Here is a 26,940-nt window from a genome sequence, read left to right as displayed (position 1 = left end):
GACCCGCGGGGTGGTCGGCGGCTGGGTGGTGCCGCCGAGGGAGTCCGAGATCTGGTTCAGCAGCGTGGCGTTGGCGTCCAGGCCGAGCAGGGAGTACATCATCGCGCCGGCCAGGCCGCGCTGCTTGCCGTAGTCGACCCGGGCCTGGATGGACTTCTGGTTCAGGCCGGTGAAGAACTCGCCGTCCTTGAAGAAGTACGAGGCCTTGGCCTGGTCGTCCCAGAAGGTGGTCGCCGGGTTGTCGACGATGCCGCCGAGCTCCTTGTAGAGCGCGATGCCGGCCTGCTGGCTGGTCGGACGGGCGGCGGAGGCCAGGGTGGCGGGCTGGGCGAGGCCGTTGGTGGTGCCGGGCTGCACGCCCTTCCAGCCGCGGTAGTAGAACTCGTAGCCCAGGACCAGCTTGTTGGCGGGGAAGCCGCCGGTGATGCCGTAGGCCGGGTTGCCGTCGATCCAGGAGTCGATGGCGTTCTTGATGCTGTACTTCTCGGTGCCCGGGGCGATCGCGTCGGTCGGGTCGGACGAGGAGGGCAGCAGCGGGGACTGGTGGTACGTCGGACCGTCCGAGTCCCAGGCGCCGTGCATGTCGTACGTCATGATGTTCGCGTAGTCGAGGTACGCGCCGATCTTGTCCGTCTCGATGTACTTGATCTTGTCCTGGCCGGCCGGGAGGGCCGAGGTCAGCAGGTACTTCTTGCCGCCGTTGGCCGCGCCGTGGGCGTCGAGCTGGGTGCGGAACTCCTTCAGCAGCAGCGTGAAGTTCTGCTTGTCCTCGGGGGCGTAGTGGTTGCCGAGGTGGCCGCCCGACGAGCCCGGGTACTCCCAGTCGATGTCGATGCCGTCGAAGATGCCGGCCGCGCTTCCCGCGCCGCCGTAGCCGCCCTCGACGGGCAGGTTGCCCTTGATGTACTGGTCGATGCAGGAGGAGACGAGCTTCTTGCGGGAAGCGTCGGTCTTGGCCGCGTCGCTGAAGTACTTCGAGTAGGTCCAGCCGCCGAGCGAGATGTTGATCTTCAGGTTCGGGTACTTGGCCTTGAGCTGCTTGAACTGGTTGAACACGCCCACGATGGGCTGGTCCCACTTGTCGGCGACGCCGCTGACGCTGTCGGCCGCGCTGAAGGACTTCTGGTAATCGGCGTACGAGTCGCCCGCACCGTCACCGGCGTTGGGGTTGTTGTCGTCGCCCGCCGCCTTGTTCGCCTCGAAACAGGTGAGGTTGGTGGGGTGGATGTTGCCGAAGGAGTAGTTGATGACGTCGAGCTTGCTCGCTATGCCGCGGGTGTCGAGGTGCTTGGGGTAGAAGGCGTTCCCGTACACGCTCCACTGGTCGTAGTAAGCGATCTTGACATTGCCGGCCGTGGCGGTGGTCCCGGCCTCGGCCGCCGAGGCGGTGCCGAGTCCCGCGAAGGTGGCCAGCGCACCGGCTGCAAGCGCGGCCGTGGCGGCAGCCGCGATGAGGGGTTTACGGATGTGCATGAACTGCCTCCGGGATGCCTCTTATACACATCTCCGAGTACACGCGACAGGCAGAAATCACGCATGACGGCTTCTGCTTCGAACAAAAAAATAAACCATGGGGGGTTCGAGGCCGCTGGCAACGACCGCTCTTACTAGTGGTCCTCGCAGCCGGGGCGGAACGGCCCCCCGCCGGCCGGGCGGGTATCGGTGCAGGTCGGGGCTGGTGTGTGGGGGTGGATATGGGACCTTCAGGGACTACGATCCCGGTTCGTATGTGACGTGGGTCCTGTGGGGCGGGTCACCGCCGGGGGACCCGGATCTCACGCTCCGTGCGCGCCCGTATCCCTTTCAGGGGAAGGTTCGGGGTCGGATCCGGCCCCCGGATCGAAGGAAACGGGCGCGTCGAAGGCAGCTTTCCGCGTCGCCCGCCGCAACGCCTTCAGCGGCTTCAGCGGTTTCAGCGGCTTTCGGTCCGCTCCGCCCGGGCCGGGAGCGTGAACCCGTCGAACAGGTCGTCCAGGGCGCGCCGCGCGGTACGGGCTGGGGTCGCGCGGACGGCGAGGTCCCGGGCGGCGACGGCCAGCGGGTGGGAGAGGGCGGCGACCCGGCCCGCACGACGGGCCCGGACCCGGAGGGCGTCGGTACGGGTCAGGCGCGCCCTGCTGTAGGCGGCGAGGGCGGCGGTGACACCGGCCCGGTCCACGCGTTCCAGCAGGTGGGCCAGGACCACGGCGTCCTCGATGGCCTGGCAGCCGCCCTGCCCCAGATTCGGGGTCATGGCGTGCCCGGCGTCGCCGATCCAGGCGGTACGGCCGTCGTGGAGGCGGGGCAGCGGGGCGGCCAGGTCGTACAGGTCGTGCTGGAGTACCGCCGCCGGGTCGATCCGTTCCAGGAGGGTGGGGATCGGGTCGTGCCAGGTGCCGTAGCGGCGCAGGAGCTCGGCGCGGACGTCCGCGGGCCGGAATCCCTCGGGGACGACGGCGGTGGCGTAGAGGTAGACCCGGCCGTCGGCGAGCGGGACCGTCCCGAAGCGTTCGCCGCGTCCCCAGGTCTCGCAGGCTTCGGTGACCGCCCCGCCGGGCAGGACGGCGCGCCAGGCGGTCTCCCCGCTGTAGTGCAGGCCGGGGTGGTCCGGGAAGGAGCGGCGGCGCAGTGTGCTGTGGATGCCGTCGGCGGCGATGACCGCATCGGCGGTGAGGTCCCCGGCGGCGGTACGGACCACGGCGCGGCCGCGGGCCTCCTCGACGGCGGTGACGGCAGCCCCGTAAGAGAGGGTGCCCTCGGGGAGTGCGGCGGTCAGTGCCGCGGCGAGCGCCGAGCGGTGCAGGGCGAGCGGGGGCCTGCCGTAGCGGGCCGTCATCGCGGTGGTGTCGGCGCGGTTGAGCCAGACGCCGTCCGGGCGGCGCAGGCCGCCCACGGCCGTGGGGACGGAGCCGCCCGCCGCGGCGGCGGGGTCGAAGCCGATGGCGTCCAGGGCGCGCAGGGCGTTGGGGGCGAGGACGATCCCCGCGCCGGCGGCGGTCGGACCGGCCGCCCGCTCGCAGACGGTGACCCGCCAGCCCCGGCGGTGCAGGGCCAGGGCGGCCGTGAGCCCGCCGATCCCCGCACCCGCCACGACCGCATGACGCGCAAGCTCCTCCGACATGGCACACCTTCCCCTGACCCGCCGACCCTCTACATTCGTAGAGGCCTTACAGGGGACTCTACAGCTGTAGAGTGTGCTCATGTCCACCCCCCTGTGGAGTCGGTAGAGTGAGATGTGGATATGAGGCAGGGGGGTGCGGGGGGTGCGGGGGTGGCCGCGCCGCCAGGGCCATCGCCATTACCCTCACTGAAGGTTTCTTTCACGTTCTTGCTCACCCTTGAAATCTATTTTCAGTGGGTGGGAACGTCAAGACGCCATAAGGCACTTGCGGAAAGGTGCGGATGCGGGAGGTGAAGAGGACCTTCGCCACTTGGCCCGTACGGGTCCACAATGTCTCCATGGACCACGCGACCCCCTTGGAACAGGCGCTGCACACCGCGCGCGCCCTCGTACTCGCCGATCTCGTCGCGGCCGAGGTCGCCGAGGCCGATGTCGTCTCCCTCGTCGAGGACTCGGTCACGCACCGCCGGTGGTGGGTGGAGCAGTGGCCGGAGGGCGTCGACTACCTCGCCGGGCTCGTCGCCCAGGACGTCAAGGACTCGCTGCTGCAGAAGTACGGGCGCTGGCCGCTGTGCCCCGTCTGCGGCCACGGCGAGCCGCACGCGCTGGACGTGGAGCCCGAGCTTGGACCCGACCCGATGTGGGTGTGCTCGGAGGCCGGTGTGCGGGTGGGGCCGGTGGGCGGACTCGGATCCGTCCTCGGAGCCGCCTCCGGGCCCGGCGCCGGACTCGGCGAATGAGCCGCCGGTGACGGTGTACATCGACCCGCCGACCTGGCCCGGCCACGGCCGCATGTGGTCGCACCTGGTCAGCGACGTCTCGTTCGAGGAACTGCACGCCTTCGCGGCCTCCATCGGCTGCCCGGCGAAGGCCTTCGAACGCGACCACTACGACGTGCCCGAACAGCGGTACGCGGACGCGGTGGGCGCGGGCGCGGTCGAGATCGGCAGCAAGGAACTGGTCCGCCGCCTGACGGGGGCGGGCCTGCGCCGGCCGAAGGGCCGCCCGGCGTAGTCCCCGTCCGGGCGTCCGGGCTGTCAGCGGAGCTGGTTAGCCTGCACGCGTGACAGAGACGACCAAGACCAGCACCGGCACGAGCACCGGCACGGACGATGACCGCTGCTTCCCGCCCGCCCTGACCGAGGTGTCCCGGGTCGAGTTCCCCTACGGGGGCGAGGGGGAGGACGTCGACTTCAGCCCCTACGAGGCCTTCTACCTGGCGGCGGAGACCACCGAGTGGCTGCGCGCCTGGACGGCCAACGACGAGCTCGACGGCGACGCCTACCGGGTCTTCGGCCAGGACGGCTCCGGCGGCTTCGCCGCGATCTGGCGCGTCCGCCCGGGGCAGCCGCTCGCCGCGCAGCCGGTGGTGTTCATGGGCTCGGAGGGCGAGGTCGGCGTGGTGGCCGGGAACCTGTCCGACTTCCTGTGGGTGCTGGCGGACGGCTTCGGCCCGCTGGAGGCGGCCCTGTACCCGGACCGCGAACCCCGCCCGGACGAGGCCCTGGCCGCACTCGCGGAGCGGCACGCGACGACCCCGCGCAGGCCGGCCCGCGAGATCGTCGCCGAGGCGCAGGCGGAGTTCGACACCTTCGAGGACGACATCTTCGAACTCTGCCGCTGACGCCTAGACCTTCTGTGTCGCGGGGGTCTGGGTCGGGGTGGAGGACTGGCCCTTATACACATCTCACGCTGCCGCCGCTCTACCTGGTGTACAGTACTCGGACGAGTGGTGGACACTGCTGCTGTTCCCGGGGGTGCTGTGGGCGCTGTTCGGCCCGTTCGCCATGGTCGCGCTGGGGGTGCGGTGCGCCTCCACACCCGGTCCGCGGCCTCGGCTGTGGTCGGTCCTGGTCCCGCTGATACCGGTGGTGACCTCGGCGATCGTCATGGTCTTCCCGCTGAGCCGGTGGGCGTGGCCGAAACGGGTGGATGGCACCGTGGCGGCGCCGGAGCAGTTGTACGACTTCCTCGACTACCTGACCGTGTACGTCGGGGGCATCACGGTGCTGCCCTGGCTGCTCGGCTACGGCATCACGCGCCTGCTCCGCTTCGTGCGGTCCCGCCGGTCCGACCCGGGAAAGCCGGGCCCGGCACGGCGCACGGACCCCGAGGCGGACTCGGCATAGTCGCGTGGTCGCGTGGCCGGCGTGGTCGCTCAGCCGGCGTGCTCCCGTGGCCGGCGCGCTCCAGTGGCCGGCGTGCGCGTGCGTGCCGGTGCCGGATCAGGCCCCAGAGGACACCGTTTCGGCCTTCCGCCCGGCCTCGTCCGCACGGAAGGCGCGCCGGTAGGCGGCGGGTGTCGTGCGCAGGGCCTCGTGGAAGCGCCGACGCAGGTTGACGGCCGAGGAGAGACCGACCCGGTGCGCGATGGTTTCCACGGGCAGGTCGGTCTCCTCGAGCAGCGCCCGGGTGGCGGCGATCCGCCGGTCCAGCAGCCAGCGTCCGGGGCTGATGCCCAGCTGTTCGCCGAAGCGCCGGGTCAGCGTGCGGGCCGAGACCTGCGAGCGGACCGCCATCTCGGCGACGCTGACCGGCTGGTCGAGCCGCCCGGACAGCCACTCCAGCAGCGGGGCCAGCGAGTCGGCGACCGGTCCGGAGGTGGGCAGTTCGGCGTACTGCAGTTGGCAGCCCTCGCGGTGCGGCGGCATCACCATCTGCCGGGCGACCCGCATCGCGTACGCGGCGCCCTGGTCGGCGCTCACCAGGTGGAGGCACAGGTCCACCCCGGCCGCCGATCCGGCGCTGGTGGCGACGTCGCCGTGGTCGACGTACAGCACTGCGGCGTCGACCTGGACCCGCGGGAAGCGGGCGGCCAGTTCGGCGGCCTGGGCCCAGTGGGTGGCGGCCCGCCGGCCGTCCAGCAGTCCGGCGGCGGCGAGCAGGAAGGAACCCGAGCAGATGCCGACGATCCGCGCGCCGCGCCCGTGCGCCCGGCGGAGCGAGTCGATCACAGCCGCCGACGCCTCCGTGCCGGCCGACTGCTGCCAACCGGGGACCAACACGGTGTCCGCGCGCTCCAACGCGTCCAGGCCCGTGGTGACCAGCAGGTCGTAGCCGGCCTGGGTGCGCACCGGGCCTGGGTGCTCCGTGCAGACCTCGAACGCGTAGCGCACGGGGATCACCGGGCCGTGATCGGCGAACACCTCGCTCGCGCAGGCCAGCGGGAAGGTCGACTGCGGGGGCTGCAGCAGGGCCACGACCCGGTGCGGCGCCGGGGACTCCGGCAGTGAACGAGGCGTCATGGCGCGAAAGTACCCCATCATGTCGTTCAGGACACTGGGGCGAGCGATTGGTCTAGTCCAGCATCGTCCTGTGACCACCGCGCAGACGCACACCCGGCCCCCGCCGCTCCGCCCGCCACCGCTCCGCCCGCCGTCGCACCCGCCGCCCCCGCACCCTCCGGCCGCGCCGCCACGGCCACGGCCTCCGCGCGCCACGCCGCCGGCCCCGACGAGGCGGTCACGCTGCTCGCCCTGGCCGCCCGCGACGGCGACCCGGCCGCCGTGGACCGGTTCGTCCGCGCCGTCCAGCGCGATGTGCGCCGGTACGTCTCCTACCTGAGCGGCGACCCGCAGTCCGCCGACGACCTCACCCAGGAGACCCTCCTGCGCGCCCTGGTCAGCCTGCACCGCTTCGAGGGCCGCTCCTCCGCCCGTACGTGGCTGCTGTCCATCGCCCGCCGCACCGTGGTGGACAGCCTGCGCCACAAGGCGGCCCGCCCCAAGATCGCCGACAGAGACGACTGGCAGACCGCGGCCGAGCAGACCCAGCCCCGCGGTCTGCCCGGCTTCGAGGACGGGGTCGCCCTCTCGGAGCTGCTGGCGGAGATCCCCGCCGAGCGGCGCGAGGTCTTCGTCCTCACCCAGCTCCTGGGGCTCCCGTACGCCGAGGCGGCCCTCATGCTCGGCTGCCCGATCGGCACGGTCCGCTCCCGCGTGGCCCGGGCGCGCTCGTCCCTGATCGACCTGCTGACGGACGCCGAGACCCCGCTCGCCGCCGCCTGAAACCCGTGCGGGGGCGGACCGCACGCGGTCCGCCCCTGCACGGGTTCGACGGGAGGGCCGTCAGGCCAGGAGCCTCTCCTTGGCCTTGGCGAACTCCTCCTGGGTGATGTCGCCCTTCTCCTTCAGGGCGGACAGCTTCGCGAGCTCCTCGGCCGGACTGTGGCCGGGGCCGCTGGCGGCCTTCCTCACGTAGTCCTGGAAGGCCTTCTCGTTCTCCTGGGCCTGCTTCACGTCCCGCTTGCCCATGCCGCGGCCGCGGACGATCAGGTAGACGAGGACCCCGATGTACGGGAGCAGGAGCACCAGGACCAGCCATCCCGCCTTGCCCCAGCCGTGCAGGTCGTGGTCGCGGAAGACGTCCGTGATCACCTTGAACAGCAGGAAGAACCACATGACCCACAGGAAGAGCCAGAGCATGGTCCAGAACAGATTGAGCAGCGGATAGTCGTCCACGCGTCACTCCGATCACATAAGGGACAGATCAATTCATACCGCCCCGGTGATGGATCCGCACGCGGAGTAGCCGCCCCGACGGCGGCGACACGGCCCCGGAGCCTGCCCCACCGGGCCCCGGCCGGGCCGGCGCCGTCGGCGTCGGGGCGGGTCTGGGGGGCGGCGCCGCTCGGCGCGGGCCGGCCCGCCGCGTCGATCTGGCGCGCTGGGGCGCGCCGCTTCCTCACTCCCCGGGTGTTGCCGACCGGTCCGGGTGCGGTCTGCCGGCGATCCGGTTGCTCCACTCGAAGGTCAGCGGCTCGTCGCCCTGCGGTACGCCGGCCATCTCGCAGGTCGTCTGGATCGGCGGCCAGGAGGCGAGCGCGGCGACGAAGTCCATGTGCATGCCCGGGGCGACCGCGCGCTCCACCAGGGCCACCGGCCGCTCCTGGGTCCGGGCCGCGAGCCATCGCACGACCCGGGGCGAGAATCCCGCTGTGACCAGGTTCCGGTACCGGGGGTGCCGCGGTGCGGCCATGCCGAGCAGGACTGCCCCCCTACGTGGTCTCGGCGGGGCGGGCGGGGCCGGTGCCGTCGGGGGAGGGGTAGAGGACGACGCCGAAGCCGTGTTCGGCGGCGATGCGGGCGGCGCCGGTGTAGACGCGGGCGAAGAACTCGTTGGTGAGGGCGGGGACGACGAGGAGAGCGGTGCGGGTGGAGCCGAGGCGGAGGTTGCGGGCGGCGAGGTTGGGGCGGTAGCCGAGTGCGGTGGCGGTTTTGCGGACGGTGTCGGCGGTGCGTTCGGAGACGCGGCCGCGCCATTTGTCGCCGAGGACGAGGGAGACGGTGGCCTGGGAGACCCCGGCGGCGGTGGCCACGTCGCGGCTGGTGGGTCTCGTCACACGGTGCTCCTGTAGTGCGAGGTCACGGGGGTGTTCGGGGTTCGGCGGGTGGACCGTCCGAGTGTGGCCATGGTACGTATGACCCGTCACGTTATACGTATTACTTGGCTTACTCCCGGCTGGGTCCGGGCAGAAGGGGGCGGACATGGCCGCGGGTTACGCGGAGCTGCTCAGGACCCGGCATGCCGCGAGGCTGCTGGTGGGCACGCTCATAGGCCGGCTGCCGAACGGCACGGGGCCGATCGCGATCGTGCTGTTCACCCGGGCCGAGGGCGGCAGCTACAGCCTGGCCGGGGCGCTGGCGGCGGCGTACGGGGTGGCCAACGCGGTGGGGCAGCCGCTGCTGGGCCGGGCGGTGGACCTGTTCGGGCAGCCGCGGGTGCAGTTGCCGGCGGCGGTGGTGTCCGCGCTGGGCATGGTGTGGCTGGCGCTGGCCGGTACGGGTTCGGTGGCGGTCGCGTACGGGGCGGTGGTGGTGGCGGGGCTGTTCACGCCGCCGCTGGAGGGCGGGCTGCGCGCGTTGTGGCCGGGGGTGCTGGGGCACCGGGAGGAGCGGGTGCACGCGGCGTACGCGATGGACGCGGTGGCCCAGGAGGTCATGTTCACGGTGGGGCCGCTGCTGGTGACGCTGTTCGTGGCGCTGTGGGATCCGGCGGCGGCGCTGCTGGTGATCAACGCGATCGGTGTGCTGGGGGCGCTGTCGGTGGTGGTGTCCGAGCCTTCGCGCGCGTGGCGTTCGGCGCCGCGCGAGGCGCACTGGCTGGGGGCGCTGCGCTCGCGCGGGCTGCTGGCGCTGCTGGGTTCGTTCTTCTTCGTGGGTACGGCGCTGGGGTCGATCACGGTGGCGGGTGTGGCGTACGCGGACGGGCACGGGGGCCAGGCGGTGTACGGCTGGCTGATGGCGGCGCTGGGTCTGGGGGCGCTGGCGGGCGGTGTGGTCTACGGGGCGCGGCAGTGGCCTGGTGCTCCGGAGCGGCGGCTGCGGATGCTGGTGGCGCTGCTGGCGGTCTGCTACCTGCCGCTGGTGCTGGTGCCGGGGCCGGTTTTGATGACGGTGTTCGCGGCGCTCGCCGGGGTGTTCCTGGCGCCGGCGCTGGCGTGCGCGTTCATCGTGGTGGACCGGCACGCGCCGGCGGGCACGGTGACGGAGGCGTTCTCCTGGCTGGTGACGTTCTTCGGGGTGGGTGCGGCGATCGGCACGGCTGCGGCGGGTCCGTCGGTGGAGGCGGGCGGCACGGCGATGGGGTTCGCGGTGGCGGGTGTGGCCGGAGGTGCGGCGCTGGTGGTCCTGATGGCCACTCAGCGGGTGCTCGCGGGCGCCGCGCCGACCAGGCCGGCCTCGTGGGCCAGGATCGCGGCCTGGGTCCGGTTCGAGAGGTCCAGCTGCGCCACGATCCCCGACACGTACGCCTTCACGCTCGCCGGTGACAGGTTCCCCCCCTTCGCCATCCTCTGGTCTGCACGGCCCTCGCCGACCCGCGCGAGGACCTCCCCTTCGCCGGCGGAGAGGGTGCGGAGCTGCCCGGTGTGTCCGGGGCTGCCGCTCTGGGTGTCCGCCCGCCCCCCCCGTGCCCGCCCGTGCCGCGTTGCGCTTCGGCGCCAACTACACGCCGACGCGCGGCTGGTTCCACCACTGGCTCGACTTCGATCTCGACGAGGTCAGGGCCGACCTCGACTCGATCGCCGGCCTCGGCCTGGACCACGTGCGGGTCTTCCCGTTGTGGCCGGTGTTCCAGCCGAACCGGACGCTGATCCGGCCGCGCGCCGTCGAGCAGCTCGTCGCGCTCGCCGACGCGGCCGCCGAGCGCGGGCTCGACGTCAACGTGGACGGACTGCAGGGCCACCTGTCGAGCTTCGACTTCCTGCCCGCCTGGACCGGGACCTGGCACCGCCGGAACATCTTCAGCGACCCGCAGGTACTCGCCGGTCAGGAGGAGTACCTGCGCACCCTCGCCGCCGCCCTCGCGGACCGGCCGAACTTCCTCGGCATGACCGTCGGCAACGAGGTCAACCAGTTCTCCGACGACCCCCACCCCTCCCCCGACCGGATCACGCGGGAGCAGGCCGGCCGGTGGCTCGAGCGGATGCTCGCCGCCTGCGAGCGGGGCGCGCCCGACCGTCTGCACCTGCACGCCGAGTACGACGCCGCCTGGTACCAGGACGGGCACCCCTTCACCGCGGCCCAGGCGGCCCGGCTCGGCGGAGCGACCGCCGTGCACTCCTGGGTGTTCAACGGCACCGCCCAGCGCCACGGCCGGACCGGGACGGCCACCGAGCACCACGCGGCGTACCTGATCGAACTCTCCAAGGCCTGGGCCCTCGACCCGCACCGCCCGGTCTGGCTCCAGGAGGTGGGCGCGCCCGCGCCGCTGATCGGGCCCGGGCACGCGGCCTCCTTCACCGAGGCGACCGTGGCGAACGCCCTGGACTGCGCGGACGTGTGGGGCGTGACCTGGTGGTGCTCGCACGACGTGTCGCGGGAGCTCGCGGACTTCCCGGAGCTGGAGTACGGCCTCGGGCTGCTCACCAACGACCGCCGGGTCAAGCCCGCCGGCGAGGTCATCGCCCGGATCGCCGGGGAGTGGCGGGGCCGCGCACACCGCCCGGCGGTGCGCTCCACCGCGCTCGCCGTGGACGTCGGCGGCGCCGAGGCCGCGCCGGACCGCTCGGTGTGCGCGCCCGGCGGGGCGTTCTTCGAGGCCTGGGCGGAGCTCACCGCCCAGGGGGTCCGGCCGGCGGTGGTCCTGGCCGAACTCGCCGGGGACGCGGAGCACTTGGCCGCGCGCGGCATCACCGAGGTACTGCACGTGTCCGATGTGACCGACGTGTCCGACGTCCCCGTCCGGGACTGACCGGAACGACACCGCCTGGAGGAGAACCCGTATGCCCGAGACCGACAACGGCGTCGACCCGCGCACCGCCCGACCCCCGGCCTCCCCGCGTCCGACCCGGCGCGGGGTGCTGGCCGCGGGAGCCGGGGCCGCCGCCCTGCTCTTACCGCGTCCGGCCAGTCGCGCGGCGGCCTTTTCGGCCTCCGCGGCGATCTCGTCGAGCACGGCCTGCTTGGCCTCGGGCCTGCGGATACGGCGGGCGCCCCCGCGGCGGACGCCGCGGCGGTGCCCGCCCCGCGCCCCTCGGTGGAGGAGGTACGGACCCGCGTGGACGAGCTGCACCGGCAGGCGGGCACGGCCGTGCAGGCCTACGACGCGGCGGCCGAGCGGACGGAGAAGCAGCGGGCCCTGCTCTCGGCGCTCATGGACCAGGTGGCCCGCACCACCCAGAAGCTGAACGAGACGCGACGGCTGCTCGGCAGCCACGCCGCCGACCGCTACCGGACCGCCGGCCCCCTCGGCGGGACCGCGACCCTGCTGCTCAGCGACGATCCGCAGGCCTTCTTCGCGCAGAACCACCTGCTGAACCGGCTCGGCGGCCGCGAGGACGCGCTGCTCACCGAGTACACCCGGGCCAGGGCCGAGACCGCGAGCAAGCGCCGGGCGGCGGACACGGTGATCGCGGAGCTGGAGCGGGCGCAGGAGGAGCTGCGCGGGCGCAAACAGGAGGTGCAGGGCCGGCTCACCGCGGCGAACGCGCTGCTGGCGCAGCTCACCCGGCCGGAGCGGGAACGGGTCCAGGCCGCCCGGGACCCGGTCGGCTCGGGCCCGCTCCCCGCCGACGCCCCGGCTTCGGCGGCCGGCGCCCGGGCCGTGGCCTTCGCGCGGGCCCAGCTCGGGAAGCCGTACGTCTGGGGCGCGACCGGCCCGCACTCCTACGACTGCTCCGGCCTGACCCAGGCCGCGTGGCGCGCGGCGGGCGTCACGCTGCCGCGCACCACCTGGGACCAGGTGGAGGCGGCGCCGCGGATCGCGACGAAGCAGCTGCGCCCGGGTGACCTGGTGTTCTACTACGGCGACATCAGCCATGTCGGGATCTACGTGGGCGGCGGACGCATGATCCACGCCCCGCGGCCGGGGGCGTACGTCCGCGAGGACCCGATCCACTACCAGCCCGTTTACGGGAGCGTCCGGCCCGGGTGAGCCGCCGGACGTCCCGTGTGCGCCCGCGCGGGCGTTCCCCGGCCCGTCCGCCGGGGTTCCCCGGCGTGTCCGTCACTCAGTGCCAGCACGGGGCCGGACCGTCCGGCGTGGCGCTCACCCTCCGTATCAGGGGAGTTGGGAGCGCGCCCGTCAACTCACTCTCTCCGTTGGTCCGTTCGTGCGGCCCGAGTCGCCGGTTGCGCCAACCGGACCTAGCGTCGAGCACATCGAGGAGCATGTACTGCCTTTTGCGGACAAACAGTTCGCGGCTGCGCCTCGGGGACCCGGAGGATTCACCATGCGTGCGATACGTGTCGCGTCCGTAGCCCTGCTGTCCACCGCCGCCTTCGCGCTCGCCGCGCCGATGGCCTCGGCCAACGACGGCGGGACCACGCCCAACGTCACGTCGTTCGGTTTCACCGTCTCCCCCGCCACCGCCGCCCCCAGGGGCACCGTCACCCTGAACGCCACCGGTTCGGCGCTCCTGGCCGGTGCGCTCGGCGGCGGCGTGTTCCTGATGCGCCGCCGGGCCGGCGGCAACGCCTGACCGTCGCCCCCCATCCCCCCCACCCCCTGACCCGCCCGGCCCGCTCGTCCCTGTCCACTTCATCCATTTGACTCCTCCCGCGTACCCTCCCATGTTGAGGGTGAGGGCATGGGGCAAGCGTGCTGACCGCGGGGCCGCTCCACAAGTTCCGTCCGCCATCTGCCGTACGCCCCCGGGGACACCCCTCCGGCCGCGGCGGGACCGCCCGACCGCTCGCCGTCCACGGGTGTGCGCACCGAAATTGCCTACCGCCCGGGCCGGAAAGGGCACAGACTCGCCTCATGAACGACATGGACGCCTTCCGGGAAGCCGTGACGGCCTGGGCGGCCGGCGGTCCCGGCGACCGCGCGCGCGAACTCGCCGCCCGGCTGCCCGTCCGGACGGTCGTCCTGCTCGAAGGGCCGAGCGACGCGGCGGCGGTCGGCGCACTGGCCGCGAGCCGCGGCCGCGACCTGGCGGCCGAAGGGGTCTGCGTGCTGTCGATGGGCGGCGCGATGAGCGTCGGGCGCTTCGCGCACCTCCTCGGGCCCTCCGGCCTGGGCCTGCGCCTCACGGGGCTGTGCGACGAGGCGGAGCGCGGCTTCTACGCCCGCGGCCTGGAACGGGCCGGGGCGGCGGAGCAGGAGTTCTTCGTCTGCGCGGCGGACCTGGAGGAGGAGCTCATCCGCGCGTTGGGCGTGACCCGGGTGGAAGAGCTCGTCCGCGCCGAGGGCGAGCTGCGCGCCCTGCAGACCTTCCAGCGCCAGCCCGCGCAGCAGGGACGCACCCCGCCGCAGCAGTTGCGGCGCTTCTTCGGCACGAAGAAGGGGCGCAAGATCCGCTACGGCCACGTCCTCGTCGAGGCCCTGGACCCGGACCGGGTGCCCGCGCCGCTCCACGGTCTGCTCGCCGGCCTCTGACGGCTTTCGGTCATACCGGGCGGCGCGGCCATTCCGTAGAGTACGGCTGGCACGAACCGCCCGTACCCGAACCGGCCCGTGGATCCTGGCGGCCGCCGCACCCGGAAAGTATGATCAAGCAATGTCTGACATGACCGAAACCACGCCCGGCTGGCTGACCACGGATGAGCTGGAAATGGCCAGGGCCCAGATGCCGATCCTGTACGTGACGGCGGTGCCCGTACGCGTGGACGACAGCGGCGAAGTCACCAGCATCGGTCTGTTGCTGCGCATCGGTCCGGACGGGACGGTCAGCCGGACCCTGGTGTCCGGCCGCGTACTGCACCACGAGCGGGTCCGTGACGCGCTGCTGCGCCACTTGGAGAAGGACCTCGGCCCGGTCGCGCTGCCGCACGTCCCCGCCTCCCTCCAGCCGTTCACGGTCGCCGAGTACTTCCCCACGGCGGGCGTCACCTCGTACCACGACCCGCGCCAGCACGCGGTGGCCCTCGCCTACATCGTGCCGGTGACCGGCGACTGCCGCCCCCGCCAGGACGCGCTGGACCTCGTCTGGTTCAGCCCGCAGGAGGCCGCGTCGGTGGCCGTGCAGAGCGAGATCCCGGGCGGGCACGGCGTCCTGCTGAAGCAGGCCCTCGCGTACGCGGGACACGCCTACTAGGCCGCTCTGCGGCGACACGCGGGGGCCGGTACTGCGCCCCCGCGATGGTGAAACACCGGGCGGCGCACGGACGTTGCCTCCGGGGCACCACCGAACACGGACGGCACCGCCGGCACTTGCCCGCGCCCCCGGTCCTGCGCCCGGCCCCCGCCTGCCCGGGCTGGGCGCAGGACCCGGGGCCGTCCCTTAAACACACCTGACCCCGCCGACGACCCCACCCGTCTAGTCGTCGCTGGGACCTGCGTAGGGGTCCGGGGCCAGCTGCTCAGTTTCCAACTCGACACCTCGGAAAGACGGTTCGGCTCCGGTGCGCTTCGAGGGAGGCCTGCTACTGCGGCGGCGGCGTTCGCGCTGCGCCAGGGCCAGGGCGATCGCCTCCTCGTCCCGCTCGCTGCCGCCTGCCGCGCGGTGCTGCTCGGCGTGCTCCTGCCACATGTCCGCGCTCCACGGGTCGTGGAGCAGGTGGCGCAGCCGGAAATCGCACGTGACCCAGTTCCCCGCCGTGTGGTCATGCAGCCATACCCGCTCGGGCCGGTAGGGGTTGAAGCGGCATTCCCAACGGTCCCCGCGGCCGGGCAGTTTCGAGCCGCCACGCAGGAAGACCTCGCGGTAGTGTCCGGCGTCCTGTGCGACGGGCTGATAGGTCCTGTAGTTGATCATGAACCCGCTCTTGCCGGGAATGACCCAGCGGGGCAGCAGGAAAAAGCGGTTCTGGGCGGCGGTGAGCGGCACCGGCCGGTACCCGCTACGGGCCACCTGGACGGCATACATGTCGTTGGGAGACAGCACGACCCCGGGCCGCAGCGGGTCTCGCAGCCCCGCATCGGGAGTCTGCTGATAGTCCAGCGCCACCCATTCCTGGGCCATCTGCTGGAGCTCGGCGATCGTGAACAGCGGCATGCGCTCGATACCGTGGCCGCGCTTCTTATGGCTGCGGCCCTGCCAGCCATGCTGCACGTACTGGCTGAAGCGATGCGCGAGGGTGGTGAAGAAGTGCTCGACGAGCGGCTTGTCGGCCGGGGTCTTCTTGCGTGCCGGGCGCCGCGCGATGCGCATCCGGTCGCAGACTGACGTGAAGTGCTCACTCACATAGGGGCTGCCCTGGTCGTAGACGATCAGCTCAGGACGGATGACCGGGCGGGCGGCCGTGGCCTCGCTGAACCGCTCGTCCGCCGCCCGCAGCGCCCCGAACGGCAGGCTGGAGGCGGCGGCCGCACTCAGAGGGTCCCAGCCGGGCATCACCGGCCAGGGCGCGAAGGCCTGCGCCAGCATCAAGGTCAAGTCGATCGCCCGCATCGCCCGGCCGACCTGCCCGCTCGCCGCGTCCCCCGTACGGCTGGGAGTGATCATCAGTGCGCACACGCTGTGGCTGGCCACATCGATGAGCGCGGTCATCTCCGCGGCGGTGGGCCGCCCGTCGTCGCCGCAGGCGAGGATCCGCAGCGGCGTGGTGTCGACCTGGGTGACCTGCCCCGGCCTCAGCACGGCCCCGCGCCCACCGTGGGGGAGGGGCGGGGTGCAGGCCAGTGCGGCCCGGGCCCGTGTCGGCCGGCCCAGGGCATCAGCCAGACCAGACTCCTTCATCCGCAGGTAGAAGGTGGAACGAGAAGGCAGCAGCATCGCCGCGACAGCCGGATCGCCGAGTTCTGCGGCGTACCGCGAACGCAGCAGGTCTTCCACTTCCTCGCGGATCAGCTCGACGGTCACATCCGACTCGCGTGCACGCCGTGTCACCACCTCTTCCATGGCCGCCAGACACCGCGGGTCGGTGAAGCCGCCAGGCCGCTTGTCCCGCAGCCGGGGCAGCAGGACGGCCGGGTTCTCCCCAGCCGCTTTCCACATGCGCCGCTTGTCGGCGAGAGTGTGGGCGGAGCAGCGGATGCCGGCGACGGCCAGACGCGCCGACATCGCGGCGCATCGCTGGGCCAGCGTCGTCCGCCTGCGGCTTTAACGGGCGTTTAGCCGTGGGGAGTCCACTCCGGGTGTCTGCCGCAGGGGTGCGGCCGGATTCGTTTCACGCCGGATCGGGGATCCGGCGTCACTTGGGGAAGTTGACACGATGCCTTCAGACAGAGGCCGACTTTGGCGTGCCGTGGCCACGGTGGTGGGTGCGGTGCTCGTGGTGAGTGCCGCGCCTTCGTTCACGACGCTGGCGGAGGCCGCCGCGCCGCCGGCCAGTGAGAGTGATCAGGCGCTCAAGGACGCGAAGAAGTCCGGTAAGCCCGTCGAGGTGATGGGTGAGCGCACCGACTCATCGACGACGTTCGCGAATCCGGACGGGAAGTCGTTCCGCCTGGACACCTCGGCCGTTCCGGTCCGGGTCAAGGCGAAGGACGGGAAGGGCTGGGTGTCGCCCGACGCGACGCTGGAGGTCCGCGGTGATGGTTCCGTGGGTCCCAGGGCGGCGGTGGCGGGGGTCAGCTTCTCGGGTGGCGGGGACGCCTCCAAGCTGGTCACGATCGCCCGCGAGGGCCGTTCGATGACGCTGGGCTGGCAGGGCGGTCCGCTGCCCAAGCCGGTCCTGGACGGGGACAGTGCCGTCTATCCGGAGGTGCTGCCGGGTGTGGACCTGCGGATGACGGCCACGCTGAAGGGCTACCGCGAGGTCCTGATCGTCAAGACGCCGGAGGCGGCGAAGAACCCGAAGCTGGCGCGCGTCGAGTTCGACCTCAAGGCCAAGGACGTGCGGCTGAGCAAGGCCGAGGACGGGGGCCTGTCGGCGACGGACGCGAACGGTGTGCCGGTGTTCAAGGCGCCCCCGGCGCTGATGTGGGACTCGAAGGGTGTGCCGGCGCCGCTGGTGCTGTCGTCGAAGGAGAAGGTCGCGGCGGCCAAGTCGGAGGGCGGCACGCTGCCGCAGCCTCCGGCGGGTGCCGATGCGCCGGTCAAGCCGGCTGACGGCCCGCCCGCGGGCTCGCAGGCGAAGAACATGCCGGTCGACGTCGATACGGACTCGCTGGCCGTCGTACCGGACGCCGCGCTGCTGGGGCAGAGCGACCCGGCCGCGTTCCCCCTCTACATCGACCCGTCGGTGGCTCTGGATGACGGCACGGAGCACACCGCGCTCCGCAATGACGGCGTCAAGTTCTGGGACTGGGACAACGGCGACGACAACATGGGCAAGGGCATGGGCAAGTGCGGTTCCTGGAGCGGCTACTACTGCGGCCCGGGTTATGTGCAGCGCCTGTACTTCGAGTTCTCGCCGAAGAAGCTCGTCGGTAAGGAGGTCCTGAACTCGCGTTTCCGGATCACCGAGCCGTGGGCGTTCCAGTGCGCGGCCCGCAATGTGTGGCTGGTCCGGATGGACGGGGAGATCTCCTCGTCGACGACCTGGGGCAACAAGCCCAACTATGCGGACCTGATGGGTGACCGTTGGCTGTCCGCGGGCCGTGGTTCGGCTTGTGACCCGAACTCGCCGGCCGCTCCGGTCGAGTTCGCCGACAACCTCCCCGACGAGCCGGAGGAGAACCTGACCCCGACCGTCCGTGACTTCGCCAACGGCAAGTACAACCGCCTCAACCTGGAGCTGCGGGCGGAGGACGAGTCGGACACCTCGGCGTGGAAGCGCTTCCGCAACGACGCGGTGCTGTCCGTCGACTACATCGGCAAGCCCAACACCCCCATCTACGTGGGCCTGATCGCAGGCTCCGGGCCTTGAGGCGGAGGTCCGGGCGGCAGCCGAGCCCGTGACAGCGGGCCGGCCTGCCGCCCGGACCTCCGCCTCAAGGCAACAACCAACGGTGGAGCAATTCTGTCCACTTCACCCCGAATAAGGCCCTGAACAGGAAATATGTAATCCGAGACTCTGCCAAACGGAGATCGGTATTCCCTGTTGCAACGGAGCGAAACGCTCCTATGATCCATCAGTGCCTGCCACCGCGCCGTACGATCGGCCCCTCCTCGACCCCGCTCTCGCGATCCCGGCGCTCGCGCCGCTGCGCGCGGCGACCCTGGCCGGGGAGTCCCTCGCCGCCGCCTTCGAGACGGTGTCCGACGAGGACGACCGCACCCTCGCCTGCCGGGTCGTCGCCTCGACGCCCGGGAGCGAGGAGTTCCTGCGGCGGACCGTCGAGGAGCTGCCGCACGACCCCCTGGCCCGGACCCTGTACGCCGACCGGCTCGTGACCACGGGCTGGGAGATCCGCACCGGCGCCCGGGCCGCGGGCACGGCGGCCGGCCGGGCCGCGGATTTCCGTTCCCACCTGCTGCGCGCGGAGGGCCTGCTCATCGGGGTCTGCGCCGAGCACCCGGAGTACGCCCTCGCCTGGCACCTCCGGGTGATCACCGCGCGCGGGCTGGAACTCGGCCAGAGCGAGACCCGGCGCCGCTACGACCGGCTCGCCGAGCACCACCCCCACCACCACGCGGGCCAGCAGCAGCTGCTCCAGCAGCTCTGCCCCAAATGGGGCGGCAGCTGGGAGGCGGCCCAGAGCTTCGCCGACGACTGCGCACGGCGCTCCCGGCCCGGCTCCCCCGCCGCCGTGCTCGGCGCCGTCGTCCAGTTGGAGCGCTGGCTCGAACTCGCGGGGACCGACCCGGACGAGGCCGAGGACCACGTCGAGGACCCGGCCCGGCGCACCGAGCTGGAGCGGGCCGCGGCCGCGTCCGTCCTGCACCCGGACTTCGACTCCGAGCGCCACCACGCCATCGCCGCCCACGGCGTGTTCGCCGCCGTGCACTGCCTGGCGAGCCGCTGGCGCGAAGCCGCTCCGCACTTCCGCGCCCTCGGCAACCGGATGAGCGCCTTCCCGTGGGAGTACCTCGACAGCGACCCGGTCGCCGAGTTCGCCCGGCACCGCGAGATCGCCCTGGGCCGGGGAGCGGCATGATCACCGAAACCTCCGTCGACGGCGTCCGCACGGTCCTCGCCCACCGGCCCGGCCCGGTCACCGCCGGGCTGCTCTTCCGCGTCGGGCGCGCCGACGAGACCCTCGCGAGCGGCGGGATCACCCATCTCGTCGAGCACCTCGCCCTGTACCGCCACGGCCTCGGCGACCTGCACTACAACGGCGCCACCGCCGCCGCCCACACGCACTTCCACGTCACCGGCACCGCCGGGGACGTGGTCGAGTACCTGAACGGCGTCTGTTCCGCCCTGCGCGACCTCCCGATGGAGCGGCTGGAGACCGAGAAGGAGATCCTGCGCACCGAGGCGGCCGGCCGCGGCCGCCGGCCGGGCCACCACCCGGCCATCTGGCGCTACGGCGCCCAGTCGTACGGTCTGACGAGCTACCCGGAGGCCGGGCTGCACGCCCTGACCGAGGAGGCCGTGCGCGGCTGGGCCGAGGAGTGGTTCACCCGCGAGAACGCCGTCCTGTGGATCACCAGCGACACGGTCCCCGAGGGGCTGCGCCTCGACCTCCCCCGGGGCACCCGCCGCCGGGCAGGCCGAGCAGGGCGGCCAGGCGGGGCGACGCGGCCAGGGAGGCGGCGGCGCGTTCCTCGGCGTCGTGCGCGGCTTCGGCCGCGTCGGCGGCGTCCGCGGCGCGGGCTGCGGTCAGTTCGGCGCGGGACTCGGCGGCGGTGGCCTGGCGGGCGGCGTCGGAGGCGGTGCGGGCGGCCTCCCGGGACTCGTGCCAGGCGGCCACGGCCACCTTCTCGGCGTCGGCGGCGGCCAGGGCCGCGCGGGCCGGGTCCGCGTCGGGGGCGGAGTCGTCGAGCCAGCCGGCCCGGACGGCCTCGGCGGTCTCCTGCTGGACCTCGGCGAGGCGGGCCCGCAGGTGCTCGGCCTCGCTGCGGGCCCGCTGGGCGGCCGTGGCGGCGGCGGTGGCGGCGCGGTGTGCGGCCTCGCCGGTCTCCTGGAGGACGGCGGAGCGCTCCTCCTCCTCGTTGGCGGCCCCTTCGCCCTGCGCGGCGGCGGTGTGCAGGGCCCGTACGAGATCGGTGGCGGCGGTGGCCCGGGCGGCCAGTGCCGGGGCGGCGTCCCGCTCGGCCTCCAGGATCGCGGCGGCGACCCGGGCGGAGCGGTCGGCGGCGGCCCGGTGGCGCAGGACGTTCTCGGCGGCCTGCCAGGCGGCGTGCAGGGTGCGGGCTTCGAGGAGCTCGCGGCGCTGCGCGGCGGCGGCCTTGTCGGCGACGGTCAGGGCCAGCGAGGCGTGCCGGTAGGCGAGTTCGGCTGAGACGGCGGCGCTGCGCGAGCGTGCGGAATCGGCGGCGGTGACCTCGTGGGCGGCGCCGGTGACCCGCTGCGCGAGGTCGGCGGCGCGGCCGCGCTCCTCGGTGGCGCGGGCGGACAGCCGCCGGGCCAGGGAGCGCGTGCGGCGCTCGGCGCCGGCGTGGACCTCGCGCAGCCGGGACCGGGTCCCGGAGGCTTCGACGATCTTGGTGAGGAGGTCGACCGAGCCGGCGGTGAAGTCCCGTTCGGCCATCAGCTCGGCACGGCGGCCGAGCTTGTTGCCGAAGCCGTGGACGAGGTCGGCGAGACCGTCCGTGTCGCGGGTGTCGGTGACGGCGCGCAGCAGCAGGTCGGTGAAGTCGGAGTCCTTCTTCACCGCGAAGAGGCCGGCGGCCTCGCCCTCGTCGGCGTTCATCTCGCGCTGGTAGCGGAAGAGTTCGGGGTCGAGGCCGAGCTCGGTGAGGTGTTCGTTCCAGCGGTCGTGGATCTCCTCGAAGTACACCTCGAGGTGCGGATACGCCTTGCCGGCCTCGGTGAGGGCGTCGCGGAACCCCTTCATCGTGCGGCGGCGGCCGCTGGCTCCCGAGACGCCTTCGGCGGGCGGGCGCACCGAAGTGGCCTCGGCCACCGGGAGGTTGTCCAGGCCGAGGCCCGGGCCGGGGCGGAAGGAGTACCAGGCCTCGGCGAACTTGCGCGGGTCGTTGGAGACCTGGCGTCCGCGCCACTCGCTGACCTTGCCGACGACCACGCACTCGCCGGTCTGGGTGTGCTGCCACTCCAGGGCCACGTGGCCGCAGTCGTCGGCGAGCAGGAACTTGCGCAGCACTCCGGAGCTCGCGCCGCCGAGGGTGTTGCGGTGGCCGGGCAGCATGACCGAGAAGATCAGCTTGAGCAGGACGGACTTGCCGCCGCCGTTCTCGCCGACGAGGGGGAGGCACTCGCCGGGAGCCAGGGTGAAGGAGGCGTCGGGGACGGTCTCGACGTGGCGGCCGCGGCGCCCTTCGGGGGCTCCGGCCGCGGGCCCCCGCGCCTCGGACGCCGGCGGGGCGGGATGCACCCGGGTCCCGTCCGGGAGGACCGCCGTGTGCGGGACCTCGGCGGCCGGAACCGCGGCCGACTCGAAGACCCCGTACGGCTGGGCCGGGCCCGGCGGGGCCGTGACGTGGAAGCCCGGGTAGCTGCCCAGGGCCAGCTCGATGGCGGCCGAGGTCAGGGGCCGGCCGACGCGGTCGGGGGACGGGTCCCGGACCACCAGGCGCAGCAGCGCGCTCGCCGTCTCCTCCGTCCCGGCGTCCTCGTGGTCGGTGCGCGACAGCGTCCAGGCGGCGGAGGCCACCGGGGACAGGAGCGGGGCCAGCTGTGCCCGTACGAGCGCCGCCTTCTCCTCGATGTCCAGGCCCGTCAGGACGAAGACCACTTCGTTGCGCCAGCCCCCGATCCGGGTCACGCCCACCTTCAGCGTGTCCGGCGGCGCCTCGCCCCGTACGCCCGAGAGGGCCACCCGGTCCGGGCCGCATTCCGCCAGCCGGACCGTGTCGAGGCGGGCCGTCACGTCGGGGCCCAGGTAGCGCACGCCCTGGGTCTCGTAGAGGAGTTGCGCGGTGACCGTGCCGACGGTCACCACCCCGCCCGTGCCCGGGTGCTTGGTGACGACCGAGGAGCCGTCCTCGGAGATCTCCGCCAGCGGGAAGCCCGGCCGGGCGACGTCGTGGCGAGTGAAGAAGGAGTAGTTGCCGCCCGTGGCCTGGGTGCCGCATTCCAGGACGTGGCCGGCCGCCACCGCGCCCGCGAGCCGGTCGTGGTCGTCCGGCGCCCAGTCGAACCACCAGGCCGCGGGCCCGCTCACGAGCGCGGCGTCCGTGACCCGGCCGGTCACCACGACGTCCGCGCCCGCCCGCAGGCAGGCGGTGATGCCGGCGCCGCCGAGGTAGGCGTTCGCGGTGAGCGCGCCCTCCCCGTAGGGCATCAGGTCGTCGCCCTCGACGTGCGCGACCGAGACGGGGACGGACACCTTCGCGGCCAGCGCCCGGACCGCGCCGGCCAGTCCCGCCGGGTTCAGGCCGCCCGCGTTCACGACGATCCGCACGCCCCGCTCGTGGGCGAGGCCGAGGCACTCCTCCAGCTGGCGCAGGAAGGTCTTGGCGTAGCCGAGTTCCGGGTTCTTCAGGCGGTCGCGGCCCAGGATCAGCATGGTCAGCTCGGCCAGGTAGTCCCCGGTCAGCACATCGAGGGGGCCGTCCGTCAACATCTCGCGCAGGGCGTCGAAGCGGTCTCCGTAGAACCCCGACGCGTTGCCGATCAGCAGCGGGCGCCGGGTCACCGGGAGGTCCCCGGCGCGCGGCCCGGGCCCGCGGGGCCCGCGAAGGCCTGGGCGATGTCGAGCCAGCGGCCGGCGTCGGGGCCGTCCGCCGTCAGGGCCAGGTCGGCGCGGTGGGCGCGCTGGGTCACCAGCAGGCAGAAGTCCAGGGCCGGGCCCGTGACCCGCTGGGTCGCGTCCTCGGGTCCGTACGCCCACACCTCGGCGGAGCCGGTCGGGCCGGGGGTGGTCGGGGCGGCGGGCGGCGGCGGAGGCGAGGCGCTGGGAGGGCGGGCGCACGGCCTGGGCGGCGGCGAAGGTCAGCCCGGTCAGGTCCGGCCCGCCGCCGCGGTCCACCCAGACCCGGTCGGGGGCGGCCACCAGCGCGTCGATGACCTCGGGGTCGGCAAGCAGTGCCTCCAGCGGGCCCGGGCCGACCGGGTGGGTCAGTACGACTTGGGGAGGCCCAGGGATTGGTGGGAGATGAAGTTGAGGATCATCTCGCGGCTCACCGGGGCTATGCGGGCCACGCGGGAGGCGGTGATCAGGGCGGCCAGGCCGTATTCGCGGGTGAGGCCGTTGCCGCCCAGGGTGTGGACGGACTGGTCCACCGCCCGGACGCAGGCTTCCGCGGCGGCGTACTTCGCCATGTTGGCGGCCTCGCCCGCGCCCATGTCGTCGCCCGCGTCGTAGAGGTGGGCCGCCTTCTGCATCATCAGGCGGGCCAGTTCCAGCTCGATGTGGGAGGCCGCCAGGGGGTGGGCGATGGCCTGGTGGGCGCCGATGGGGGTCTTCCAGACCTGGCGGGTCTTCGCGTAGTCGACGGCCTTGGCCAGGGCGTAGCGGCCCATCCCGATGGCGAAGGCGGCCGTCATGACCCGTTCCGGGTTGAGGCCCGCGAAGAGCTGGAGGAGGCCCGCGTCCTCATCTCCCACCAGGGCGGAGGACGGGAGGCGTACGTCGTTCAGGGTGAGTTCGAACTGCTTCTCCGCGGCGGCCAGTTCCATGTCGATCGGGGTGTGGGCGAAGCCGGGGGTCTCGCGGGGGACGATGAAGAGGCAGGGCTTGAGGCTGCCCGTGCGGGCGTCTTCGGTGCGGCCGACGATGAGGGTGGCGTCGGCGATGTCAACGCCGGAGATGAAGACCTTGCGGCCGGTGAGGAGCCAGTCGTCGCCGTCGCGGCGGGCGGTGGTGGTGATGCGATGGGAGTTGGAGCCGGCGTCGGGTTCGGTGATGCCGAAGGCCATCGTGCGGGTGCCGTCGGCGAGGCCGGGGAGCCAGGCGCGCTTCTGGTCCTCGGTGCCGAAGCGGGCGATGACCGTGCCGCAGATGGCGGGTGAGACGACCATCATGAGGAGGGGGCAGCCCGCGGCCCCGAGTTCTTCGAGGACGATGGAGAGTTCGGCGATGCCGCCGCCTCCGCCGCCGTACTCCTCGGGGAGATTGACCCCGAGGTAGCCGAGCTTGGCGGCGTCCGCCCACAGCTCGTCGGGGTGGCCGCCCTCGCGGGCGACGCGGGCGAGGTACTCGCGGCCGTACTTCTGGCCGAGCGCGGCCACGGCCGCGCGCAGGGCCTTGTGTTCCTCGGTTTCCAGGGTGGTGGTGCCGATGGTGGTGGAGCTCATGCTTCCTCCTGGACTACGGCGAGCAGGGCGCCGAATTCGACCTGTTGGCCGGTTGCGGCGTGGAGCGCGGTGAGCGTGCCGGAGGCGGGCGCGAGGATGCGGTGTTCCATCTTCATCGCCTCCAGCCAGAGCAGGGGCTGCCCGGCGGTGACGGCGGAGCCGGGGGCGAGGCCTTCGGCCACGCGGACGACGGTGCCGGGCATGGGGGCGAGCAGGGAGCCCGGTTCGGTGCGGTCCTGGGGGTCCGCGAAGCGGGGTACGGGGGTCAGTGTGGTGTGGGTGCCCTCGGCGTACGCGGAGTCCACGTGGAGCTCGCGGGTGTTCGAATTGCGTTTCACGTGGAACATGCGCCGGACGCACTCGACTTCGAGGGTGACCAGCTCCGGTGTGGCCGACAGGACGCGGACACCGGGGTGGTCCACCGGCTCCGGGGGGCCGCTGCGGGCGGGGCGGTAGTGGACCTCGTACTCGGTTCCGGCCGCCGTGTAGCGGCGGGTGTGGCGGCGGGAGCGGGCGTTGCGGCGACCCCCGTGGCGGGTTGCGGTGGCTTGTACACACTCGAAGTAGTGTTTCGGTGGTCATAGCGTTAGGGAAACGCCCGGTTTACATTCCGAACCCGGAAGCTAAGCCTTTCAGCGCCGATGGTACTGCAGGGGGGACCCTGTGGGAGAGTAGGACGCCGCCGAACAATCATTGTGGGAAAGCCCCGCACCAGCCCTTTGGGGTTCGGTGCGGGGCTTTTCTGCGTTCCGGGGTAAATGCAGGTGAAGCCCCACCGGTCCGGTGGTTAGGATCCGGGAGTATGAACGAGCACGTGATACGTCCGGTACGAGCGGACGAGTGGGAGAAGGTCAAGGAGCTGCGGATCGCGGCCCTGAAGGATCCGGCCGCGGCGGTGGCCTTCCTCGAGACCGTCGAGCACGGCGAGAGCCAGAGCGATGAATTCTGGCAGGAGCGGACCTCCCGGGGCGCGGAAGGACGTGCGGTCCGGCAGTTCGTCGCCGAGGCGCCCGACGGAGAGTGGAACGGGTCGGTGACCGTCCTCGTGGAGGAGGCCGGCACGTCCGACATCTTCGAGGGCTCCATCGAGCGGACGCAGGGACACCTCGTGGGCGTGTTCGTACGGGCCGGGCAGCGGGGGACGGGTCTCACCGAAGCGCTGTTCGATGCCGCGCTGGAGTGGGCCTGGTCGCTGGACGAGCCCGCGCTGGAGCGCGTACGGCTCTTCGTGCACGAGGACAACGCGCGGGCCGCGGCCTTCTACCGGCGCTTCGGGTTCCGGGCGAGCGGATACGTCGTGCCGATGCCGACCGACCCGTCCGCGAAGGAGCTGGAGTACGTGTTCGAGAGGCCGTAGCCGGCCCCGGTCCGAGCTCGTCCGCCCGCTGTCCCCTGTGGGGGCAGCGGGCGGAGGCGTATCGGCCACGGGGTCAGTGCTGGGGGGTGGTGACCGGGAGGTCCGCCTCCGGCCAGCGGGAGCGGGCCTGTTCGCGGCTGCGGCACAGGGCGAGGAGGGGGAGCGTGTCGTCCTGGAGGAGCTGCGGGAGCTGGGGGACCGGGGCGACCGCGGCGACGTCCTCGAGGACGAGTGCCAGTGGTGGGTCGAGCCGACCGTGGGATGACCGTGCGGCCACGCGACGGCCGTGCTCGACCACGCTGGAGGCGAGTGCGGTCAGCAAGGGCATCGCACCCGGGTGGGTACGGGGATCTTCCAGGGGTTCACCCACCACGTAGAGGGTGCCCCCTTCGGAGACGAACGATGCCAGGGCGAGGGAATCGTTTCGGTTCGGGGTGCAGGACTCCCGGATGTGGATCGAGGAGAGGGCGATCAGGGCGCGGGCCGTGAGGTGCTGGGCGAGCTCGCGGCGTTCGGGGTGGGCGGTGAGGGCGCTCTCGAGCTCGCCGGCCGCGCCGGGGGCGGCCGTTGCCGCCTGCGGGTGGGTCCGGAGGATGCGGACCGGGTCCTGGGCGTTCGTGCCCTGGGCCCAGCGGTGCAGCTGCTTGAAGGGGCGGTCGTCCAGGGCGGCGGCCTGGAGCCAGCAGCGCAGGAGGGTTTCCGCGGTCTCCGCGATGGCCGCGTCCATGCGGGCCTGGGGGCGGACGGGCGCGAGGAGCGCGATGGCGCGGGCGGCGGCGGTGGCGCGGTCCGCGCAGCCTTCCGTGGGGCTCCAGTGGATGCGGGCCGGGGTGTCGCAGAGGCGGGAGGGGTCGTAGAGGAGGACGGGGCCGAGTTTGGCGCGGGCGTCCTTGGTCTGCGACCAGAGGGCGGGGGAGGAGGTGATGACGAGTACCGAGCCGAGTGCTGCCGCGATGGCTCTCGCGGGC

At 72.9% G+C, this 26,940-nt stretch carries 18 protein-coding genes, 1 rRNA gene and 10 pseudogenes; 15 read left to right on the top strand and 14 right to left on the bottom strand.

The annotated features are described in order from the left end of the window. Positions 1-6: 6 nt before the first annotated feature. Positions 7-1,473, bottom strand: a pseudogene (locus DRB89_RS42055) (glycoside hydrolase family 18 protein); the annotation flags it as partial. Between the two features lie 439 nt (positions 1,474-1,912). After that, positions 1,913-3,100 carry an FAD-dependent monooxygenase gene (locus DRB89_RS42050; RefSeq protein ID WP_112453038.1) on the bottom strand — a complete coding sequence of 396 codons (1,188 nt, stop codon included), beginning with the start codon at positions 3,098-3,100 and terminating at the stop codon, positions 1,913-1,915. Between the two features lie 338 nt (positions 3,101-3,438). Between DRB89_RS42050 and DRB89_RS42045 the strand changes: the two genes are divergently transcribed. The 4 genes from DRB89_RS42045 (at position 3,439) to DRB89_RS42030 (ending at position 5,229) form a co-directional block, all read left to right on the top strand. Beyond that, positions 3,439-3,840: a hypothetical protein gene (locus DRB89_RS42045; protein ID WP_112454012.1), complete on the top strand. Its 402-nt coding sequence runs from the start codon at positions 3,439-3,441 to the stop codon at positions 3,838-3,840. Between the two features lie 7 nt (positions 3,841-3,847). Next, positions 3,848-4,114, top strand: a complete 267-nt coding sequence (locus DRB89_RS42040) for a DUF4031 domain-containing protein (RefSeq protein ID WP_112451811.1) — start codon at positions 3,848-3,850, stop codon at positions 4,112-4,114. A gap of 49 nt (positions 4,115-4,163) precedes the next feature. Beyond that, complete coding sequence (locus tag DRB89_RS42035; RefSeq protein ID WP_112451812.1) at positions 4,164-4,724, top strand: SMI1/KNR4 family protein; 561 nt, start codon at positions 4,164-4,166, stop codon at positions 4,722-4,724. 133 nt (positions 4,725-4,857) lie between these two features. Continuing rightward, complete coding sequence (locus DRB89_RS42030) at positions 4,858-5,229, top strand: hypothetical protein (protein ID WP_239516697.1); 372 nt, start codon at positions 4,858-4,860, stop codon at positions 5,227-5,229. A 96-nt stretch (positions 5,230-5,325) separates the two neighbouring features. On the opposite strand, the gene DRB89_RS42025 is transcribed toward DRB89_RS42030, so the two are convergent. Continuing rightward, positions 5,326-6,345 (bottom strand): helix-turn-helix domain-containing protein, encoded by a 1,020-nt coding sequence (locus DRB89_RS42025; RefSeq protein WP_112451975.1) that lies wholly within the window; start codon positions 6,343-6,345, stop codon positions 5,326-5,328. A gap of 207 nt (positions 6,346-6,552) precedes the next feature. Here DRB89_RS42025 and DRB89_RS42015 point away from each other — a divergent pair. Next, a pseudogene (locus DRB89_RS42015) lies at positions 6,553-7,107 on the top strand (sigma-70 family RNA polymerase sigma factor); the annotation flags it as partial. A gap of 60 nt (positions 7,108-7,167) precedes the next feature. On the opposite strand, the gene DRB89_RS42010 reads toward DRB89_RS42015, so the two are convergent. The 3 genes and pseudogenes from DRB89_RS42010 to DRB89_RS46220 form a co-directional block, all read right to left on the bottom strand. Continuing rightward, the gene (locus DRB89_RS42010; RefSeq protein WP_112453062.1) at positions 7,168-7,560 is read right to left on the bottom strand and encodes an SHOCT domain-containing protein; all 393 of its coding nucleotides are present in this window, start codon (positions 7,558-7,560) and stop codon (positions 7,168-7,170) included. Between the two features lie 223 nt (positions 7,561-7,783). Next, complete coding sequence (locus DRB89_RS42005) at positions 7,784-8,014, bottom strand: hypothetical protein (RefSeq protein WP_162688965.1); 231 nt, start codon at positions 8,012-8,014, stop codon at positions 7,784-7,786. Positions 8,015-8,114: 100 nt separating this feature from the next. Next, positions 8,115-8,441: pseudogene (locus DRB89_RS46220) on the bottom strand (LacI family DNA-binding transcriptional regulator); the annotation flags it as partial. Between the two features lie 145 nt (positions 8,442-8,586). On the opposite strand from DRB89_RS46220, the pseudogene DRB89_RS41995 reads away from it, so the two are divergent. After that, positions 8,587-9,759, top strand: a pseudogene (locus DRB89_RS41995) (MFS transporter); the annotation flags it as partial. On the opposite strand, the pseudogene DRB89_RS41990 reads toward DRB89_RS41995, so the two are convergent. After that, a pseudogene (locus DRB89_RS41990) lies at positions 9,741-9,893 on the bottom strand (hypothetical protein); the annotation flags it as partial. The pseudogenes DRB89_RS41995 and DRB89_RS41990 sit on opposite strands and share 19 nt — an antisense overlap. 116 nt (positions 9,894-10,009) lie before the next feature. Between DRB89_RS41990 and DRB89_RS41985 the strand changes: the two are divergent. From DRB89_RS41985 to DRB89_RS41965, 5 genes are all read left to right on the top strand, one after another. After that, positions 10,010-11,293, top strand: coding sequence for a glycosyl hydrolase (locus DRB89_RS41985; protein WP_239516695.1), 1,284 nt, complete (start codon positions 10,010-10,012; stop codon positions 11,291-11,293). A 306-nt stretch (positions 11,294-11,599) separates the two neighbouring features. Continuing rightward, positions 11,600-12,475 (top strand): C40 family peptidase, encoded by an 876-nt coding sequence (locus DRB89_RS41980; RefSeq protein WP_239516693.1) that lies wholly within the window; start codon positions 11,600-11,602, stop codon positions 12,473-12,475. A gap of 298 nt (positions 12,476-12,773) precedes the next feature. Next, on the top strand, positions 12,774-13,022 hold the full coding sequence (locus DRB89_RS41975) for a hypothetical protein (RefSeq protein WP_112450333.1): 249 nt from the start codon (positions 12,774-12,776) through the stop codon (positions 13,020-13,022). A gap of 281 nt (positions 13,023-13,303) precedes the next feature. Further along, positions 13,304-13,921 carry a TOPRIM nucleotidyl transferase/hydrolase domain-containing protein gene (locus DRB89_RS41970; RefSeq protein WP_112451833.1) on the top strand — a complete coding sequence of 206 codons (618 nt, stop codon included), beginning with the start codon at positions 13,304-13,306 and terminating at the stop codon, positions 13,919-13,921. Positions 13,922-14,051: 130 nt separating this feature from the next. Next, positions 14,052-14,579 carry an NUDIX hydrolase family protein gene (locus DRB89_RS41965; protein WP_162689026.1) on the top strand — a complete coding sequence of 176 codons (528 nt, stop codon included), beginning with the start codon at positions 14,052-14,054 and terminating at the stop codon, positions 14,577-14,579. A gap of 222 nt (positions 14,580-14,801) precedes the next feature. Here DRB89_RS41965 and DRB89_RS41960 read toward each other — a convergent pair whose 3' ends face one another. Then, complete coding sequence (locus tag DRB89_RS41960; protein ID WP_239516692.1) at positions 14,802-16,487, bottom strand: transposase; 1,686 nt, start codon at positions 16,485-16,487, stop codon at positions 14,802-14,804. A gap of 214 nt (positions 16,488-16,701) precedes the next feature. Here DRB89_RS41960 and DRB89_RS41955 point away from each other — a divergent pair, with 214 nt between their 5' ends. Both DRB89_RS41955 and DRB89_RS41950 read left to right on the top strand, forming a co-directional pair. Then, positions 16,702-18,237: a hypothetical protein gene (locus tag DRB89_RS41955; RefSeq protein ID WP_162688964.1), complete on the top strand. Its 1,536-nt coding sequence runs from the start codon at positions 16,702-16,704 to the stop codon at positions 18,235-18,237. Positions 18,238-18,445: 208 nt separating this feature from the next. Beyond that, the gene (locus DRB89_RS41950; protein ID WP_112447866.1) at positions 18,446-19,408 is read left to right on the top strand and encodes a hypothetical protein; all 963 of its coding nucleotides are present in this window, start codon (positions 18,446-18,448) and stop codon (positions 19,406-19,408) included. A gap of 549 nt (positions 19,409-19,957) precedes the next feature. Here the strand turns inward: DRB89_RS41950 and DRB89_RS45755 are convergent. The 5 genes and pseudogenes from DRB89_RS45755 to DRB89_RS41920 form a co-directional block, all read right to left on the bottom strand. Beyond that, positions 19,958-21,751: pseudogene (locus DRB89_RS45755) on the bottom strand (ATP-binding cassette domain-containing protein); the annotation flags it as partial. A 294-nt stretch (positions 21,752-22,045) separates the two neighbouring features. Continuing rightward, a pseudogene (locus DRB89_RS45750) lies at positions 22,046-23,014 on the bottom strand (acyclic terpene utilization AtuA family protein); the annotation flags it as partial. Next, positions 23,011-23,229 (bottom strand): annotated as a pseudogene (locus DRB89_RS41930) (wyosine base formation domain-containing protein); the annotation flags it as partial. The pseudogenes DRB89_RS41930 and DRB89_RS45750, both read right to left, overlap by 4 nt. Positions 23,230-23,436: 207 nt before the next feature. After that, the gene (locus DRB89_RS41925) at positions 23,437-24,615 is read right to left on the bottom strand and encodes an acyl-CoA dehydrogenase family protein (RefSeq protein ID WP_112453028.1); all 1,179 of its coding nucleotides are present in this window, start codon (positions 24,613-24,615) and stop codon (positions 23,437-23,439) included. Then, positions 24,612-25,109: pseudogene (locus DRB89_RS41920) on the bottom strand (biotin/lipoyl-containing protein); the annotation flags it as partial. The gene DRB89_RS41925 and the pseudogene DRB89_RS41920, both read right to left, overlap by 4 nt. A 76-nt stretch (positions 25,110-25,185) precedes the next feature. Here DRB89_RS41920 and rrf point away from each other — a divergent pair. Continuing rightward, positions 25,186-25,303 (top strand): 5S ribosomal RNA (gene rrf, locus DRB89_RS41915). Positions 25,304-25,417: 114 nt separating this feature from the next. After that, positions 25,418-25,972 (top strand): GNAT family N-acetyltransferase, encoded by a 555-nt coding sequence (locus DRB89_RS41910; protein WP_112463799.1) that lies wholly within the window; start codon positions 25,418-25,420, stop codon positions 25,970-25,972. A 73-nt stretch (positions 25,973-26,045) separates the two neighbouring features. Here DRB89_RS41910 and DRB89_RS41905 read toward each other — a convergent pair. Further along, positions 26,046-26,933 (bottom strand): annotated as a pseudogene (locus tag DRB89_RS41905) (type VI secretion protein); the annotation flags it as partial. Positions 26,934-26,940: the final 7 nt, after the last annotated feature.

The organism is Streptomyces sp. ICC4, assembly GCF_003287915.1.
In the GTDB taxonomy this organism is placed as follows: domain Bacteria; phylum Actinomycetota; class Actinomycetes; order Streptomycetales; family Streptomycetaceae; genus Streptomyces; species Streptomyces tritrimontium.
This window is presented reverse-complemented; position numbering and strand designations above follow the sequence as displayed.

Excerpts from the sequence above, each read along its gene's own strand:
- DRB89_RS42050 (WP_112453038.1), bottom strand. The coding sequence starts at position 3,100 with ATGTCGGAGGAGCTTGCGCGTCATGCGGTCGTGGCGGGTGCGGGGATC.
- DRB89_RS42045 (WP_112454012.1), top strand. The coding sequence starts at position 3,439 with ATGGACCACGCGACCCCCTTGGAACAGGCGCTGCACACCGCGCGCGCC.
- DRB89_RS42025 (WP_112451975.1), bottom strand. The coding sequence starts at position 6,345 with ATGACGCCTCGTTCACTGCCGGAGTCCCCGGCGCCGCACCGGGTCGTG.
- DRB89_RS41975 (WP_112450333.1), top strand. The coding sequence starts at position 12,774 with ATGCGTGCGATACGTGTCGCGTCCGTAGCCCTGCTGTCCACCGCCGCC.
- DRB89_RS41970 (WP_112451833.1), top strand. The coding sequence starts at position 13,304 with ATGAACGACATGGACGCCTTCCGGGAAGCCGTGACGGCCTGGGCGGCC.
- DRB89_RS41965 (WP_162689026.1), top strand. The coding sequence starts at position 14,052 with ATGACCGAAACCACGCCCGGCTGGCTGACCACGGATGAGCTGGAAATG.
- DRB89_RS41960 (WP_239516692.1), bottom strand. The coding sequence starts at position 16,487 with ATGTCGGCGCGTCTGGCCGTCGCCGGCATCCGCTGCTCCGCCCACACT.
- DRB89_RS41925 (WP_112453028.1), bottom strand. The coding sequence starts at position 24,615 with ATGAGCTCCACCACCATCGGCACCACCACCCTGGAAACCGAGGAACAC.
- DRB89_RS41910 (WP_112463799.1), top strand. The coding sequence starts at position 25,418 with ATGAACGAGCACGTGATACGTCCGGTACGAGCGGACGAGTGGGAGAAG.